At 72.5% G+C, this 16,797-nt stretch carries 13 protein-coding genes and 1 pseudogene; 4 read left to right on the top strand and 10 right to left on the bottom strand.

The window, feature by feature from the left end:
* Nucleotides 1-160: 160 nt before the first annotated feature.
* Nucleotides 161-901: a class I SAM-dependent methyltransferase gene (locus ACIPYQ_RS37880; RefSeq protein ID WP_401258828.1), complete on the bottom strand. Its 741-nt coding sequence runs from the start codon at nucleotides 899-901 to the stop codon at nucleotides 161-163.
* A gap of 121 nt (nucleotides 902-1,022) precedes the next feature.
* Here ACIPYQ_RS37880 and ACIPYQ_RS37885 point away from each other — a divergent pair, with 121 nt between their 5' ends.
* The 3 genes from ACIPYQ_RS37885 to ACIPYQ_RS37895 all read left to right on the top strand — a co-directional run bounded on the left by ACIPYQ_RS37885 (nucleotide 1,023) and on the right by ACIPYQ_RS37895 (nucleotide 5,588).
* Nucleotides 1,023-2,369, top strand: a complete 1,347-nt coding sequence (locus tag ACIPYQ_RS37885) for a M20/M25/M40 family metallo-hydrolase (RefSeq protein WP_401258829.1) — start codon at nucleotides 1,023-1,025, stop codon at nucleotides 2,367-2,369.
* Nucleotides 2,370-2,382: 13 nt separating this feature from the next.
* The gene (locus ACIPYQ_RS37890; RefSeq protein ID WP_401258830.1) at nucleotides 2,383-3,963 is read left to right on the top strand and encodes a carboxylesterase/lipase family protein; all 1,581 of its coding nucleotides are present in this window, start codon (nucleotides 2,383-2,385) and stop codon (nucleotides 3,961-3,963) included.
* 122 nt (nucleotides 3,964-4,085) lie between these two features.
* Nucleotides 4,086-5,588, top strand: coding sequence for a carboxylesterase/lipase family protein (locus ACIPYQ_RS37895; RefSeq protein ID WP_401258832.1), 1,503 nt, complete (start codon nucleotides 4,086-4,088; stop codon nucleotides 5,586-5,588).
* Nucleotides 5,589-5,621: 33 nt separating this feature from the next.
* Here the strand turns inward: ACIPYQ_RS37895 and ACIPYQ_RS37900 are convergent, their stop codons facing one another.
* Both ACIPYQ_RS37900 and ACIPYQ_RS37905 read right to left on the bottom strand, forming a co-directional pair.
* Nucleotides 5,622-7,691 carry a SpoIIE family protein phosphatase gene (locus ACIPYQ_RS37900; RefSeq protein WP_401258833.1) on the bottom strand — a complete coding sequence of 690 codons (2,070 nt, stop codon included), beginning with the start codon at nucleotides 7,689-7,691 and terminating at the stop codon, nucleotides 5,622-5,624.
* A gap of 143 nt (nucleotides 7,692-7,834) precedes the next feature.
* Nucleotides 7,835-8,983 carry an agmatine/peptidylarginine deiminase gene (locus ACIPYQ_RS37905; RefSeq protein WP_401258835.1) on the bottom strand — a complete coding sequence of 383 codons (1,149 nt, stop codon included), beginning with the start codon at nucleotides 8,981-8,983 and terminating at the stop codon, nucleotides 7,835-7,837.
* 156 nt (nucleotides 8,984-9,139) lie between these two features.
* Between ACIPYQ_RS37905 and ACIPYQ_RS37910 the strand changes: the two genes are divergently transcribed.
* Nucleotides 9,140-9,775 carry a TetR/AcrR family transcriptional regulator gene (locus ACIPYQ_RS37910; RefSeq protein WP_361769530.1) on the top strand — a complete coding sequence of 212 codons (636 nt, stop codon included), beginning with the start codon at nucleotides 9,140-9,142 and terminating at the stop codon, nucleotides 9,773-9,775.
* Nucleotides 9,776-9,843: 68 nt separating this feature from the next.
* Here the strand turns inward: ACIPYQ_RS37910 and ACIPYQ_RS37915 are convergent, their stop codons facing one another.
* The 7 genes and pseudogenes from ACIPYQ_RS37915 to ACIPYQ_RS37945 form a co-directional block, all read right to left on the bottom strand.
* A complete protein-coding gene (locus ACIPYQ_RS37915; RefSeq protein ID WP_401258837.1) occupies nucleotides 9,844-10,641 on the bottom strand; it encodes an ABC transporter ATP-binding protein in 798 nt (265 codons plus the stop codon).
* Nucleotides 10,634-11,656, bottom strand: coding sequence for an ABC transporter ATP-binding protein (locus ACIPYQ_RS37920; RefSeq protein WP_401258850.1), 1,023 nt, complete (start codon nucleotides 11,654-11,656; stop codon nucleotides 10,634-10,636). The genes ACIPYQ_RS37915 and ACIPYQ_RS37920 overlap by 8 nt, the downstream gene beginning before the upstream one ends.
* A gap of 5 nt (nucleotides 11,657-11,661) precedes the next feature.
* Nucleotides 11,662-12,516, bottom strand: a complete 855-nt coding sequence (locus tag ACIPYQ_RS37925; RefSeq protein ID WP_401258839.1) for an ABC transporter permease — start codon at nucleotides 12,514-12,516, stop codon at nucleotides 11,662-11,664.
* Nucleotides 12,513-13,472 carry an ABC transporter permease gene (locus ACIPYQ_RS37930; RefSeq protein WP_401258841.1) on the bottom strand — a complete coding sequence of 320 codons (960 nt, stop codon included), beginning with the start codon at nucleotides 13,470-13,472 and terminating at the stop codon, nucleotides 12,513-12,515. Before ACIPYQ_RS37930 ends, ACIPYQ_RS37925 begins: the two co-directional genes overlap by 4 nt.
* Nucleotides 13,469-15,130, bottom strand: a complete 1,662-nt coding sequence (locus tag ACIPYQ_RS37935) for an ABC transporter substrate-binding protein (protein WP_401258842.1) — start codon at nucleotides 15,128-15,130, stop codon at nucleotides 13,469-13,471. Before ACIPYQ_RS37935 ends, ACIPYQ_RS37930 begins: the two co-directional genes overlap by 4 nt.
* Nucleotides 15,131-15,225: 95 nt before the next feature.
* Nucleotides 15,226-16,260 (bottom strand): agmatine/peptidylarginine deiminase, encoded by a 1,035-nt coding sequence (locus tag ACIPYQ_RS37940; protein WP_401258844.1) that lies wholly within the window; start codon nucleotides 16,258-16,260, stop codon nucleotides 15,226-15,228.
* Between the two features lie 127 nt (nucleotides 16,261-16,387).
* Nucleotides 16,388-16,797 (bottom strand): annotated as a pseudogene (locus tag ACIPYQ_RS37945) (urease subunit alpha); the annotation flags it as partial.

Genomic DNA, 16,797 nt, shown 5'->3' on the forward strand with positions numbered 1-16,797 from the left:
CCATCAATCTGATGGGGCATATCCGCCATACCGCCGGGTGAAGGAGGCCGGCGGGAGCGATCGCGGACACGGTGTGCAGGTTTCCGGAAGGCGCGCGGGGTGACGGGCCCGTGACACCCGGTGTGCACGGACGGGGAGTTCCAGCACGCCACGTCCACCTTCACGCTCGCGCTTCGATCAGGAACCGGTGGTCGTGCACCGTGAATCCGCCCGCGCTCCCGATGTGCCGGTCGAGCCGGCGGAGCGCGGGCTCGTGCGCGGACGGCTCGAAGCCGGGGAACTGCCAGGGGATCGCGCGCAGCTGGAAGACCACCGCTCCGATGTCGCGAAAGGTGTAGGAGCCCATCTCCTCGCGCGCCGTGGTCACGCGCAGCCCCGCGCCTTCCAGTGCCCGTACGGCGACGTCCAGGGTCCAGCCGTCGGGATCGGCCGGCGAGGGGATGCAGACGGCCTCGTTCAGTTCCAGCTGGTTCCGGCTGCCCACCTGCTGGGTGAGGAGCCGGCCGCCCGGCGCGAGCGCGGCGCGGATGCCCACCGCGTCCAGCAGTCCGTGCCGGTTGAGGATCAGGTCGAAGGGCCCGGAGGGCAGGTCCAGCCCCGACGCCCGGTGGACCTCCACCCCCAGCGGGGAGAGGCGCTGCCGGGCCAGGGGGAGGTTGGGCGCCCAGTTCTCGGTGGCCGCGCAGGCGGGCGGCAGCGGGGCGAGCGAGGCGAGGAACTCGCCGCCGCCGGTGTCGATGTCCAGGAGGCTCCGTGCGTGGGAGAGCCGGGCGCGGGCGAGCCGCTCGTAGTCCCAGGAGGGGCCTTCGCCGTCCACCCGGCCCTTCAGCCAGCTGAAGTCCCATCCCGTCAGGCCGGCCCGCAGGGCTTCCTCGACGCGGGTCTCGTAGTCGTGGGCCATGGGAGAAACCTCCGGGTGAGGGGCTGGCGCGGGGCTCGGCAGGGTGCTAAACAGATCCACCAGAGATGGTTACACGTGTAACAACAAATGTCTGCGCCTTTTCAGGAGCTCCGGAGCGTCCATGTGCACCCCACCCGAGCCGATGCCGCTGCCGTTCTCCTGGGCCGCGCAGGAACGGCACCTCGTCGGCCTGCTCTCGGCCCTGGTCCGGCTGGACACCTCGAACCCGCCGGGCCGCGAGATCGCCGTGGCCCGCCACCTCTCCCGGGAGCTGTCCCCCCTGGGCATCACGCACACCGTGCTGGAGTCCGCACCGGGCCGGGCCAACCTCGTCGCCCGGCTTCCGGGGTCGGGACAGGAACCGCCGCTCATGCTGCTGGGCCACGCGGACGTGGTCGGCGCCCAGCCCGACCAGTGGAGCCGGCCCCCCTTCTCCGGCGAGGTGGCCGACGGCCGCGTGTGGGGGCGGGGGGCGCTGGACATGAAGGGCCAGGTCGCCGCCAGCCTGCTGGTGATGCAGCTGATCGCCGCGCACCGGATACCACTGCGCCGCGATCTGCTGCTGGTGGTCACCGCCGACGAGGAGGCCGGCAGCCGGCTGGGGGCGTACTGGCTGTGGGAGAACCACCGCGGTCTCGTCGAGGCCGAGTTCGCGTTCAACGAAGGCGGCGGGCAGCGTTTCCTGACGCCCGGCGGCCCCGTCTACACCGTCCAGGTGGCCGAGAAGGGCAGCGCCCGGATGCGGATCACCGCGCGCGGTCCGGGCGGCCACGCCTCCGTCCCGCGCTCGGAGGCGGCGGTCTTCACGCTCGCCGAGGCCCTGCTCCGGCTGCGCGCCTTCGCGCCGCCGTCCGTGCTGCATCCGGCCGCGCACCGCATGCTGAGCACGCTGGCAGAGCTGCACCCGGGTACGGGCGCACAGGCGATCGAGCGTCTGCTGGAGGCCCCCACCTGGGCGGGAGCGAACAGCCTGCCCATCGATCCGGTCCTGCGCGAGTTCGTGGTCACCGGGCTGCACAACACCGCCGCTCCGACACTGCTGTCCGCGGGACACCGGCAGAACGTGGTGCCCGTCGAGGCGAGCGTGGTGCTGGACGGCCGCCTGCTGCCCGGACAGCGGCCCGAGGACTGGGTGACGGAGGTCCGCAAGGCGGTCGGGGACCGGGTCGAGGTGTCGCTGCTGCACGGCAGGGAGAGCCGCGCCGTCCACGATGACCCGGCGCTCCTGCGGGTCCTGGGCGACACGGTCGCGGCCCACGAAGCGGGGGCGCGGGTGCTTCCGTACATCAATCCGGCCTCGACGGACGCCCGCGCCTTCCCCGACACCAAGGTGGTCGGCTTCTTCCCCTCCGCGAGTGACGCGGACGTCATGCGGCTCATCCACGCGCCGGACGAGCACGCCCGGATCACCGACCTGATGTTCGGCGGGAAATGCCTGCTGGACGCGGTCCTCAGACTCTCCACGTGAAAGGAACCACCCCATGGGTGTTGTCATCGAGACCCTGACCGGCAAGGTCGAGGGCACGGCCGAGGACGGGCTGTCGGTCTTCAAGGGCATTCCCTACGCCCTCCCCCCGGAAGGACCCCTCAGGTTCCGGGCGCCGGCCCCGGTCCCCGCCTGGGAAGGGGTCCGGCCGGCCACGTCCTTCGGCGCCGTACCTCCGCAGTTGCCGCTGGTCCCCGGCATGCCCCCGGCGTGGCGGCCGGAGGACGGCCTGGACTGTCTCAGCGTGAACGTCTGGACCCCGGGAGGAGCCGGTGACCGGCTGCCGGTCATGGTGTGGATCTACGGCGGCGGGTGGAAGACGGGCCACTGCGCCGATCCCCTGCACGACGGAGAGGTACTGGCCCGCGGCGGCGTCGTGCTCGTGACGTTCAACTACCGCGTCGGCTTCGAGGGATTCGGCCACGTGCCGGGCGCCCCCGCCAACCGGGGCTTCCTCGATCAGGCCGCCGCCCTCCTCTGGATACGCGAGAACGTCGCGGCCTTCGGCGGCGATCCGGACAACGTGACGGTCTTCGGCGAGTCCGGTGGAGGTGCGTCCGTCGCCGCGCTGATGTCGGCGCCCGCCGCGCGCGGACTGTTCCGGCGCGCCATCGTCCAGAGCATGGCCGGGCGGTTCCTGCCCGAGGAGGAGGCCCGGCGGATCGCCGCGCTGATCGGGGAGGCGGCCGGTGTGGGTCCCGAGAGCCTCGCCTCCCTGCCTCCCGAGGCCCTGCTGGCCGTGCAGGACGCGCCCCTGCCGGCGATGCGGGCGAACCCGTCGGCCTGGACGACTCCCGAGGCGATCACAGCGTTCTCGCCCGTCATCGACGGCGTCACCGTCGTGGACGAGCCGTGGCGCGCCCTGCGCTCGGGGTGCGCACGCGACGTGGACCTCGTCACGGGCTACACGCACGACGAGTTCACGCTGTTCGCCATGGAGCGCGGCCTCGTCAAGATCAAGGCCTCGGCGATGGTGAAGGCCGTGCCCATGATGCTCGCGGCGGCCCGTGCGGGATTCCGCGAGCGGGCGTCGCGCAAGCCGGCGGGCCCCTCGGCGAAGATCCGCGACCTCGACCTCGGTGTCGTCGCCGAGGAGTTGGGACTGGGGCGCGGGGCGGCCGCCGCGTACCGCGCCGCCCACCCTGGCCTGAACGATCCACAGCTGTACGTCGCGATGTACTCCGACGCCCTGTTCCGGATGCCCTCGACGTGGCTGGCACAGGCCCACGCCGAAGCGGGCGGCCGGGCCTGGCTCTACGACTTCACCTGGAGCAGCCCGGCCTTCGGCGGGGCCCTGGGCGCCTGCCACACCATGGACATCCCGGCGACGTTCGGCCACGCGCGCGGGCCCCTGGCGGCCTTCCTCTTCGGCGGCAAGGCCCCGTCCCCGGAGTTCACCCGCCTGTCCGAGCGCCTTCGCGCCTCGTGGATCTCCTTCGCCGCCACGGGGGATCCCGGATGGGCTCCTTTCACGCGGGAACAGCCGATGACGCGCATCTGGGACGTCGAGCCGTCGGTCGTCGAGGATCCGCTGCGGGCGTCCGGCCGGATCTGGCACGAGAAGTCCGGGCTCTGACCGCCCCGTCACCGATCCCTCCTCAACTCGAGTCCCCCGCCCGTCTCCCCCGCACGGCCGTGACCCGGCCGCCGCACCGGGGGGCGTATCCGCGGCACCACCGTCATGGAAGGAAGCACCGCATGGCTCTTGCTCAGGACCGCACCCGCCCGCCCGTCGTGAACACCCGCTCGGGCCCGATCCGGGGCGTCGTCGAAGACGGCCTCGCCGTGTTCAAGGGCGTGCCCTACGCCGCGCCGCCCGTCGGATCGCTCAGGTGGCTCCCCGCTCAGCCGCATCCGGGGTGGAGCGGGGTCCTCGACGCCTCCTCGTACGGGCCCGGCGCCCCGCAAGCCGTGCGCGAGGGCGACCCCGTACTCGGCAGCCACGGCCTCCCGCCCTTCGACGAGGACTGCCTGACGCTGAACGTGTGGACGCCCGGCGCGGACGACGCGCGCCGGCCGGTCCTGGTCTGGATCCACGGTGGCGCCTTCCTGTCCGGGTCCGGCGCGATGCCCAACTACTCGGGCGAGACCTTCGCGCGCAACGGCGACCTGGTGGTGGTGAACCTCAACTACCGGCTCGGCCCGCTCGGCCTGCTCTACTTCGAGTCGGACGACGGCGCCGAGCACGGCAACCTCTGGCTCACCGACCAACTCGCCGCACTGCAGTGGGTCCAGGACAACATCGCCGCTTTCGGCGGGGACCCGGACCAGGTCACCGTCGCCGGACAGTCCGCCGGCGCCCTGTCCACCGCGGCGCTCGCGGGCCACGGGGGCGGCGGTCGTCCCTTCCGGCGTGCCGTCCTGCAGAGCGTCCCGCTCGGGATGCCGCTGGCCACACCCGCCGCGGCCCTCGCCCGCACCGCCGCCTATCTCGAGATCGCCGGCGCGAAGGACGTCGACGAACTGCGCACCGCACCGTGGCCGTCGCTGGTCGAGGCCACCGCCGGTCTTCTCGGGGACACCACCGAGTGGGGGCACTGGACCGTGCCGTTCCTGCCGGTTCTGGACGGCTCCACGGCGCGGCGGCAACCCGTCGAGAACCTGCTCGACGGTCCGGGCGCCGACATCGACGTCCTGATCGGCTGGACCAGGGAGGAGTCGGCCTTCAGCTTCGCGCTCGGCGAGGCGTACGCGTCGGCGACCAAGGAGCAGGTGCTCGGCCGGGCGCGGGACACCTTCGGCGACGGCGCGGCCGAGGCCTACGCGGCGTACGAGGCCGCCCGCCCGGGCGCGCGTCCCGTGGACGTCCTCATCGACCTGAGCACCGACGAACTGTTCAGGAAGCCCACCCTGGCGTTCGCGGAGGCGCGGGCGGCACGGGGCCGGCCGGTATGGGCGTACGAGTTCGCCTTCCCGACCCCCGCGCACGACGGCCGCCTGGGGGCCCCGCACTGCCTGGACCTGCCCTTCGTGTTCGACAACTTCGGCGCCTGGTCGCACGCCCCGTTCGTGGCGGGAATGGACACCAGGATCAGGGACGGCCTCGCCAGGACCGTGCACCGGGCGTGGATCTCGTTCATACGCACCGGCGACCCCAACCACCCCGCCCTGCCGCGCTGGGACCGGTACGACCTGCGGTCCCGCACCACCCTGCGCTTCGACACCGTCACCACGGCCGTCTCCCACATCACGCCGCACTGAAGGAGGAACTGGCGGAGGAGCTGACGCAGGAAGCTAGCCGAGCGACCCGTCGATGGGCTGCTCCGTCCAGATGGTCTTGCCCCTGCTGGTGAACCGGCAGCCCCACCGGTCGGTGAGCTGGGCGACGAGGAACAGGCCGCGCCCGCCCTCGTCCGTCTCCCGCGCACGGCGCAGGCGCGGCTGCGTACTGCTGGGGTCGGAGACCTCGCACACGAGCACCCGGTCGCGGATCAGCCGGAGCCCGACCGGGCCGCCCGCGTAGCGGATCGCGTTCGTGACGAGTTCGCTGACGACGAGCTCCGTCACGAAGCCCAGTTCGTCCAACTGCCAGCCCGACAGCTGGCCCATCACCAGCTCACGGGCGTGCGCGACGAGGGACAGGTCGGCTTCGAGTTCCCACTCGGCGACCTGGTCGGCGGAGAGGGCGCGGGTGCGGGCGAGCAGCAGGGCGACGTCGTCGGCGGGCTCCTGGGGCAGCACCTTGTCGAACACGCTCTGGCTGACCTCGCCCAGGGGCCGGCTCGATCCGGCGCCGGCGAGGGAGCCCCGCAGTCTCTCCATGCCCTCCTCGATGTCGCCGCCGCGGCGCGCCACGAGTCCGTCGGTGAAGAACGCCATCGTGCTGCCCGGTGGTACGCCGAACTCGGTCACTTCGAAGGGCATTCCGCCGACGCCCAGCGGCGGTCCCGGCGCCATGCCCAGGAAGAACGGCTCCTCCCCCGGTGGCAGCAGGGCGGGCGGCGGATGTCCCGCGGTGGCGGCGACGCATCGACGCGTCACCGGGTCGTATACGGCGTACAGGCACGTCGCTCCGAGCACCGCGGGCTCCGCGCGGGACGTGCCGTTCATCTGCTCGCTGGAGAAACCGAGCACCAGGTCGTCGAGGTGCGTGAGCAGCTCGCCCGGATCCAGATCGAGGTCGGCCAGGGTCTGCACCGCGGTCCGCAGGCGTGCCATGGCCGCGGTGGCTTCGAGGCCGTGGCCGACGACGTCCCCGACGACGAACGCGACGCGCAGCGACGGCAGGGGGATCACGTCGAACCAGTCCCCGCCGACCCCGACGCCGCCGCACGCCGGCTGGTAGACCCCCGCCGTGTCCGCGGCCGCCGTGTTCACGAGGGAGTGCGGCAGCAGGCTGCGCTGCAGGGCCACCACCGACCGGTGCTCCTTGGTGAAGCGGCGCGCGTTGTCCACGCCGAGCGCGGCCCTGGAGGCCACGTCCTGCAGGAGCACCGCGTCCTCCTCGCCGTAGGCGGACGGCAACTGGCTGCGCCAGACCGTGACGCAGCCGAGGATCAGACCCCGTGCGTACAGCGGCACCGCCACGGAGGAGTGCGCCCCGCTCGGGACGAACAGGCGCAGGGTCTCGGGGTCCACCCCGAGCGCCGCGCGGAGCACGTCGACGTCGGACACCAGCACCGGCCGTCCCGCCATGAGCGGGCGCATCACCTCCGTGTCCGGTACGGGAGGCAGTGCCTCGCCGACCGGCAGGAGGTCCTCCGCGGACACCCCGGGGCTCTGTGCGGCGGCGGTCCGGCGCAGGCGGACCTCACCGCTGGTGTCGAGCGGCAGCGGCTCGTCGCCGACCAGCACCGGCTCGGCGAGGTCCACGGTCGCCAGGTCGGCGAAGTCGGGGACCAGCAGGTTCACGAGGACCTGGGCCATGTCCGTCACGTCCAGGGAGGCCCCGATGCTCTCGGCGGCCGTGTGGGACAGCCTCTTGCGGCGTCGCTCCGAGTCGGGCTGGACCGCCTCCGCCGCGGTGTCCTGCGGGCTGACCAGGACCAGCCACTGGGCCTCGGCGTCGCGATCGCCCGGAGTGCGCGCGGCGAGGCGGACGACCGTACAGACCAGAGGGACGTTTCGGCCCGCGGCGTCGCCGGCGGGGATGGTCACCGTGCGCCCGACCGGTCCCGCCTCCGCTCCGGCGCGCGGCAGCAGCCCCAGCAAGGGAGCACAGGGCTGGCCCGGTGAGCAGTCCAGCAGCGTCGCAGCCCGTTCCGAACGGGCGACGACCACGCCTGCGTCGTCCAGTACGACGGCTGCCGTTTCGCCCACGGGCACCGCGGCCGGCCTCCGGCCACGCCGCTCCGGTTCACGCATGTCGCCTCCACGCACCGTGACCTTCAGTATCGTCCCGGAGGGAGGACCCGGCGACCGCGACGCCCGGTGGCCGGCTGAGCACACGCCGTGATCGGGGCAGTGGCAGGCCGGCGGCCGCGTGGCGCCGGCCTGCCACCGGGGGCCTACGGCACCGGCTGCTGCTGGGTGACGCAGTGGATGCCGCCGCCGCCGGCCCCGAGGCGGTCGATGTTGAGGCGTTCGACGACGCGGCCGGGGAAGAGGCGGGTCAGTGTGGCGCGCGCCGCGGCGTCGGCCTGGGTGTCGCCGAACTGACCGCTGATCACCGCGCCGTTGCACACGTAGTAGTTGGCGTAGGAGGCGAGGAAGTCCGGGTTGGTGGAGCGGATCTTGTAGTAGTCGGGGCCCTGGAGCTTCTCGACGGTCATCCGGGCGCCGTCCGCGGTCGTGGCTCCGGACAGGATCTGGTACTGCTGGCGCGCGTCCTTGGCGTAGACGTCGTTGTCCGAGGCCAGTGGCATCTGGACCAGGGCCTTCCCGGGGGCGAGGAAGCGGGAGGTCGCGTCGACGTGGTCGTCGGTGATGTCCTGGCCGACCACGCCGTCGAACCAGATCACCTTGGACGCGCCGTAGGCGGTGCGCAGCGCGGCCTCGATCTGGCTCTGCGACATGTTGGGGTTGCGGTTGCGGTTCACCAGGCTGCTGCGGGTGGCCATCAGCGTGCCCGCGCCGTCCTGTTCCACCGCGCCGCCCTCGCCCACCAGGCCGGCTGCGGTGAAGGGGACGCCGAGGTAGGCGGCGACCCGGCCGGCGACCAGGGCGTCCTTGGAGTGGGCCTGCTTCCTTCCCCAGCCGTTGAAGTTCAGGCCGACCGCGTCCAGCCCGCCGGCCCCGTCCGTGCGGAAGACGGGTCCGCTGTCGCGCATCCAGCAGTCGTCGACGGGGATGGTGGTGACGACGGTGACGGTGGAGCCGCACAGGGAACGGGCCTTGGCGGCGCTGCCCGAGTTGGCGCAGATGTAGACCGGCTCGTACTTGGCGATGGTCCGGGCGATGAGCGCGATGTCCGACTGGACGCCGCCGAGCGTGTTGCCCCAGATGGAGGTGGAGTCCGGCCAGGCCATCCAGGTGCGGGTGTGGCGGACGTCCTCGATCGGTACCCGGAACGCGCCCGCGGCGGCGGGGCGGGCCGCCGCCCCCGCCCGTCCCTCGGTGACCGCGAGGGCGGCGGCCGCGGCCGTGAGTCCCGCCGCCGCCAGGAATCTGCGCCGGTCCAGGTCCGCGCCGGGCGGGTTGGCTGAGTGATCGTTCATGAGGGGCTCCTTGGGGATTCAACTTCCCGCGCCGACTGCGGGGTTGACCGGAAAGCTAAAACTGGCCAAGCGCTCGGTCAATAGTTTGCACGAGGTCATTCCGGTGGATCACGGAAAGCCGCAGGTGGCGGTGCGCGGGCTCGTTAGAGTGACGCCATGGCCGCTTCCGCGAAGGACTCCCCGAACCCGTCCGCCCCTCCTGCCCGCGCGGGGCGCCCCAGGGTCTCGGCGAAGGGCGAGCAGACCCGGGCACGACTGATCGCCGCCGCGCGGACCCTGCTGGCGGGCGGGCTGAGCGAACGGTTCACCACCCGCAACGTGGCGGCCCTGTCCGGCGTTTCACACGGGATGTGCCACTACCACTTCCAGGACCGGACCGACCTCGTCCTGGCGGTCATCGCGGACATCCGCCCCGAGTGGATCCTCCCCCTGGAGGAGGCGGTCGCCGCTCCGGGGCCGTTCGCGGAGCGCGCCGAGCGGGTCGTCGAGCTGCTGGGCCGGCCCGAGGGCGCGGAACTCTCCCACCTCCACTCGGCGTTGCACTGGCACGCCCTGAACGACGCCCGGGTCCGGGAGTGCCTGGAGGCGGAGTTCCGGCGCTGGCGCGGCTGTTTCGTCACCCTGTTCCAGGTCCTGGCCGAGGAACGGGACGGTGACGTCGACCCGCGCCTGCTGGGCGAAGCGGTGGCCGCCGCGGTGGACGGCCTGGCCGCGGCGGAGTCCCTGGGCTCCGAGGTCGACTCCGGTCCGGTGCTGCGCACCCTGATCCGTACGCTCGCCGCCGGTACCTGATCCGGGGCCCCGGAGCACCCGCGGCCGTGCCCGGCACGCGGCACGCGGCGCCTGCCGCCCGGCGCCCGCTACAGCGCCCGCCGGGCCGCCGCGATCGCCGCCGGATCCCAGCCGGGCCGGGGCACGGACTCCAGCAGCAGCCGGGTGTACGGATGCCCCGGCGCGGCGAGCACCTCCTGCGTGCCGCCCTGTTCGACCACGGCCCCGTGCCGCATCACGACGATCTCGTCGGTCACGCACCGCACGACCCCGAGGTCGTGGGTGATGAAGAGGAACGCGATCCCGGTCTGCTCCCTGACGTCGGCCAGCAGGTTGAGGATCTGCGCCTGCACGGAGACGTCGAGCGCGGCGACGGCCTCGTCCAGGACGAGGACGGCCGGTTCGACGGCGAGGGCCCTGGCGATGGCGACGCGCTGGCGCTGGCCGCCGGACAGACGGCGCGGCAGGGCGTCGGCGGCCCGGGTGCCCAGGCCCACCTGGTCGAGCAGTTCGCGTACCCGCTGCGCGTGGTCACGGCCGGGGAAGTGCAGGCTCAGGGTCTCCCGCAGGGCCGCCTCGACACTGGTGCGCGGGTCGAGGGAGAGGTACGGGTCCTGGAAGACCATCTGGATCTCGCGGGCCCTGGCGAGGCGCGCGGCCCGGCCCCGGGGGTGCCCGGCCCGGGACCGGCCGCGGACCAGGACCTCTCCCCCGTCGGCGCGCTCCAGGCCGACGACGATGCGGGCGGTGGTCGTCTTGCCGGATCCGGACTCGCCGACGATGCCCAGCGATCCGCCTTCGGGGAGGGCGAAGGACACGTCGTCCACCGCCCGGACGGCCCCGAAGGAACGGCTCAGGCCCTTTACCTCCAGTACGTTCTCAGGCATCGACGGCGCTCCCTTCGAGCAGGTCGCTGTGGTGGCAGGCGGCCCGGTGGTCCGGCCGGTCCGGGGCCGCGGAGGGCAGAGGGGCCTGCTCGTCGCAGACCTCCGTGGCGAGCGGACAGCGGGCTGCGAAGGCGCAGCCGTGCAGTGGCTCCCGCAGGTCCGGCGGCTGGCCCTCGATGGCGGCGAGCCTTCCCCGGGGGCCCTCCATCCGCGGGGTGGAGGCGAGGAGGGCTGCCGTGTACGGGTGCCGGGGGCGGGTGAAGAGGACCTCGGCCGGGCCGGACTCCGCGATCCGGCCGGCGTACATGACGTAGACGCGGTCGCTGATGGCGGCGGCGAGGTCGAGGTCGTGGGTGACGAACAGCAGCCCTGTGCCGAAGCGTTCGCGGAGCGTGGTCAGGAGGGCGATGACCTCGGCCTGGCTGCTGACGTCCAGGGCGGTGGTGGGCTCGTCGGCCAGCAGGAGCACGGGGTCCCCCATCAGGGCCGCCGCGATCACGACGCGCTGGAGCATGCCGCCGGAGACCTGGCCGGGGTACTTGCGCAGGAGGGAGTCGTCCAGGCCGACGGCCCGCAGGAGTTCCACCGCCCGGGTGGTGGCTTCCGTGCGGCTCATGGCCCCGGTGAGGGTGACGCTCTCGGTGAGGAAGTCGCCGATGCGGCGCAGCGGGTTGACCGCGGCGCGCGGGTCCTGGAAGACCATGGCGACCGTGCCGGCCCGTACGCCGCGCAGGCGGTCGGTGTCCATCGCGAGCACGTCCTGGCCGTCGACCCGGACCGTGCCTTCGACGACGGCGCCGGGCGGCAGCAGGCGCAGTGCGCTGCGGGAGGTGAGGGTCTTGCCGGATCCGGACTCGCCGACGAGGGCGACGGTCTCGCCTGCGGCGACGGTGAGGTCGACGCCGTCGAGGACGGGACGGGCGGTGCCGGGCAGGGTGATCCGCAGCCCTCGGATGTCGAGCGTGTCGGCCGGTCGCGCCGGCCGGGTCCCGCGCGTCGGTCCCGTCTGTTCCATCTGTGTCATGGGGTTCTCCTGGCTACCCGGTCGGCCCACCGCTCGCCCACCACGTTGAAGGCGACCACGGTCAGCACGATGAAGACGCAGGGCAGGATCGCGGACAGCGGGTAGCCGTGCTGGATGGCGGTCTGCCCGTCGAAGACCATGCGGCCCCAGTCGGGGGTGAGGGCCGGAACTCCGAGCCCGAGGAACGACAGTCCGGCGAGGTCCATCAGGGCGTAGCCGAAGTTGATGGTGGACTGGGCGAGGACGACGGGCGCGATGTTCGGCAGGACGTGGCGCAGGCAGATCTGCACGGCCGAGTGGCCCTGGACCTGGTAGGCGCTCACGTACGGGCGGGTGCGCTCGGCGAGCACGAGGGAGCGGGTGAGGCGGCTGACGTAGGGCAGGTAGGCGACGGCGAGGGCGATGACGGGGGCGAGCAGGCCCTCTCCGTAGACGGAGATGATCAGGATGGCCAGCAGCATGCCGGGGAAGGCGAAGACCAGCTCCGTGCTGCGGGACAGGACGGAGTCGAGCCAGCCGCCCCGCCAGGCGGCGGCCATGCCGATGGCGATGCCCGCCACGGTGGAGAAGGCGACGACGCCCAGCGGGCCGAGGAGGGAGGTGCGCGCGCCCAGCAGCAGCCGGGAGAGGGTGTCGCGGCCGGCGGCGTCCACGCCGAGCGGGTGTGCGGCGGAGGGTCCGGCGAGGGCGTTGCCTAGGTCGACGGCGTTGGGGTCCTGGGGCACCACCCAGGGCGCGAGCAGTGCGGCGAGGACGACGAGGGCGACGAGGCCCAGGCAGAGGAGGTGGAGCGGGGAACCGGTGGCCCGGATCCGGGAGAGACCGGGGCGGCGGACGAGGACGGCGCTCATGTGGCGGCTCCCCTCGTTCCGAGGGTGACCCGGGGGTCGACCAGGGGCAGCAGCAGGTCCACGAGCAGGTTCACGATCATGAAGAGGGCGACGATGATCAGGGAGATCGCCTGGACGGTCGGGAAGTCCTTGGTGGTGGTGGACAGTTCGAGGAGCTGGCCGATGCCACCGATGCTGAAGGCGGTCTCGACCAGGATGGTGCACACCAGGAGGGTGGAGACGATCAGTCCGCCGGTGGTCAGCACGGTCCCGAGGGAGTTGCGGAAGACGTGGCGGCGGATGACCTGGCGTTCGGGGACCCCTCGGCTGCGGGCGACGGTGACGTGCTCGCTGTCGAGGGCTTCGAGCATGGCGGAGCGGGTGACGCGGGCGAGCATGCCGATCAGGTAGAGCGCGAGGGCGACCGCGGGGAGCGCGAGGTGCCAGAGCATGTCCGCGAAGCCCTCGCCGGCGCCGCTGCTGGGGAACCACCCCAGCTGGACGGCGAACAGTCCCTGGAGCAGGACGGCCGCGACGAAGGACGGGGTGCCGACGGCGAACGTCGTGGTGACCAGGATCGCGGAGTCGGTGGCCCCGCCCCGGACGGCGGCGATCCGGCCCAGCAGCAGGCCGACCGCCACGACCACGATGAGAGCCATGGTGATCAGCAGCAGTGTCACGGGAAGCCGGTCCGCCAGGAGGCGCGAGACATCGGTGCGGTAGGTGATCGAGCGCCCGAAGTCGCCTTGGAGCACGTCCCCGAGCCAGCGGAACCAGCGGGTGAGGAAGGGGTCGTCCAGGTGGTACTGGGCGTTGATCGAGGCGAGGGCCTCCGGGGAGGCCGACCGGCCGGCGAGCAGGAAGCTCGCCGGGTTGCCCGGCGCCGCGTACATGGCGCCGAAGACCACGAACGACGCGGCGAGGAGGGTGGCGGCCATTTCCGCCACCCGTCGTACGGCGAAACGGGCGAAGCTCACTGTGCGGCCCCCACGTCGGCGGCCCACGGGTAGTACATGTACGAGATCGTGGTGGGCGCTCCGGTGATGCGCTTGCCCTGGAACAGCGCGGTCGGCCACTCGGCCACGGGGATCCACAGCAGTTGCTCGGAGGCGTGGCGCTGGAGTTTCGCCGTGATCTCCATCCGCTGCTGGACCGGGTAGACGGCGGCGGCCTGGTCGACGAGCTGGTCGTACTGGGGGTCGCTGTAGCCGGCGAAGTTCATGTAGGCGCCGGTCTTGAAGTTCGTCAGGAGGTCGAGCGGGTCGGTGATCGAGTCGTAGTAGGTGAGCGGGAACATGTCGATGCCCTCGCGCGCCTGGGGGTCCGTGAAGAGTGCGGTGAAGGCGTTGGGGGCGATGGTCTTCAGCCGGATGTCCAGGCCGATCTGCGTACCGGCCGCCTGGACCGCGGTGGCGAGGAGGGAGACGTCCTGGCCTATGGAACTGGTGGCCATGGTCAGGGTCTTGCCGGTGGCCCCGGCCTCCTGGATCAGGGCCTTGGCCTTGTCGATGTCCTGGCCGGTGGGCGGCAGTCCGTCCAGGGCGTTCTTCAGGGTGTTCTCGGGTGCGGCGGCCCAGGCCGCGCGGGTGGTGAGGGAGTTGGTGACGGTGCCCGCGCCCCCGAGTCCGGCCTTGACGAATCCGGTGCGGTCGAGCGCCAGGGACAGTGCCCGGCGGACGCGGACGTCACCGAGGGGGCCCTCCATGTTGGTGACGTTGACGTTGACCGTGCTCAGGCCCTCGCCGAAGTAGAGGGTGCCCGTGCCGCTGCCGCGCAGGCGGACGTAGCTCTCGGTGGGGATCAGGTAGCCGCCGTCGACCTCCCCGCTGAGCATGGCGTTGGTGCGGGCGGACGGGTCGGTCAGTACGCGGAAGACGGCCTTCTTCGACTTGGCCTTGGTGCCCCAGTAGCCGTCGAAGCGGTTGAGTTCGACCGACTGGCCCTTGTTCCACGTGCCGAGTTCGAAGGGGCCGGTGCAGGCGAGCCCGCCGGTGGTGCCGTAGTCCTTGCCCGCCGCCTCGACGCCGGCCTTGGAAGCCACCACTCCGGCGGCGGTCGCCATGTACTGCGGGAACTGGGAGTCGGGCTTCTTGAGCTTGACGGTGACCTGGAGCGGGCCGCTCTTGGTGACGGCGGAGACGTTCTGGAAGACCTGGGCCCAGGCGGCGGCGTTGTCGGGGTCCATCTGCCGGCCGAGGCTGAAGACCACGTCGTCGGCGGTCATCTCCTTGCCGTCGTGGAAGCGCACGCCGGGGCGCAGGTCGTAGACCCAGGTGGTGGGGTCGGGGTTGGAGGCCTTCTGGGCGAGCCCGGGCTCGGTGGTGAGCGCCGGGGTCCAGCGCATCAGGCTCTCGCACACGTTGGACAGGATGGTGTTCTGCGGGTAGTCGAACGCCACCGTGTAGTCGAGGGTCGGCGGTTCGGCGTAGACGGCCCAGTTGAAGGAGTCGATCTCGCCGCGGGCCGGGGGCGTGGAGGCGGAGAGGCGGACGTCGGTGACCTCGCCGGCGTCGCCCTTGGGCGGACCGGCACAGGCCGCGAGCAGGGCGAGGGAGGTCAGGACGGCGCTGGTGAGGACCGCGTTGCGGCGGCGGTGGTGGGGGCGTCTTGCCGTGCGGGGTGGGGAGGTGGTCATCGTCGCGCTCTCTTTTCCGTGAGGGATGCGGGGGAGGAGCGAGCGGACCGCCGGGTAGCCCCGGGCCGGTCCGCCTGGAACGGCAGGTGTCCGGGTCAGCCGGCGGCGTTCCCGCCGGTGCGTGCGGCGGGGATCTGCTGGGTGATGCAGTGGACTCCGCCGCCGCCGAACGCGATGGCGAGCGCCCGTACGCCGACGACCTTGCGGCCGGGGTGGGCGGAGGCGATGACGGCGAGGGCGTCCTCGTCCTGGGCCAGCCCGGCCACCGGGACGACGACGCCGCCGTTGGCCACGTAGTAGTTCAGGTAGGACACCTCGATCTCGCCGTCGGCGAGATCGGCGAAGGCCGTCTGCGGAACGTCGATGATCTCCAGTCGGCGGCCCCGGGCGTCGGTGGCGGCTTCGAGCACGGCGCGGTTGGCGCGCATCCGGGCGTAGTCCGGGTGGTTGGGGTTGTCGGGCAGGGAGACGACGACCGTGCCAGGCGCGGCGAAGGCGCAGACGCCGTCGACGTGGCCGTCGGTCTCGGTGTCGAGCAGGCCGCCGTACGGCAGCCAGATGACCTTGGTGACGCCGAGCCGGGACTTCAGCTCGGCCTCGATCTCGTCGCGGCTCCTGCCGGGGTTCCGGTTGGGGTGCAGCAGGCACTGCTCGGTGGTGATCAGGGTGCCTTCGCCGTCGACGGTGATCGCGCCGCCTTCGAGGATCATGTCGGAGGCGATGCGGTCGATGCCGAGGTGCTCCAGCAGCAGGGCGCTGACCCGGTCGTCGGAGTCGAACGGGTGGTGCTTGCCGCCCCAGGCGTTGAAGCGGAAGTCCACGCCGGCGCGGTTGCCGTCGGCGTCGAGGACGAAGAGCGGGGCGGAGTCGCGGAACCAGGAGTCGTCGAGCGGCATCTCGATGACGGTGATGCCGGCGGTGTCCTGGCCGCAGTGGGCGCGGGCGTCCTCGCCGTGGCCGGGCGGGGCGACCATCGTCACGGGCTCGAAGGCCGCGATGGCGCGGGCGACGTTGGCGTACTCCTCCTTCACGTCGGCCAGCACGCTTCCCCACAGGTCCTCGCGGGTGGGCCAGGCCATCAGGCAGCCCTCGTGCTCGGACCACTCGGCGGGCATACGGAATTCGGACATCGACTGTCTCATTTCTTTCGCTGGGAGTCTGTCACCCGACTGAAAATTCAGTCAAGAGTCGATTCGTACGAGAGGGATCGGCGGGAGGGATCGGGCGGGCGGGAGTGCGGGAGTGCGGGAGGCGCCGTCAGAGGAAGTAGAGGCGGTTGAGCGAGACCTGCTGCGCCGGCTCGGACCGCAGGGGTTCCCCGTCGAGCGTGACGAGCCCGGTGCGGGGGTCGACGTCGACCTCCCCCAGGCGGGTGTTGCCGACCATGTCCTTCGGGCCGATGCCCCGGGTCCCCCGCACGGCGACCCGGCGGCGCCGGGTGCCCAGGGTGTCGTACGGGGCCCCGAAGGAGCCGGACTCGGCCGCGGCACGGCTGACGAACGCCACGGAGAGGTCCGCGGGTGCGGCGCCGTGGGCTCCGAACAGCGGGCCCAGGACGAGCGGCTCACAGCAGTCGGTGGCGGCGTTGGGGTCGCCGGTGACCCCGTACGCGGGGAAGCCCGACTTGAGGACGAGCTGGGGTTTGGCGCCGAAGAACTGCGGGCGCC

This window comes from Streptomyces sp. NPDC090045 (assembly GCF_044747975.1).
Lineage (GTDB): Bacteria > Actinomycetota > Actinomycetes > Streptomycetales > Streptomycetaceae > Streptomyces.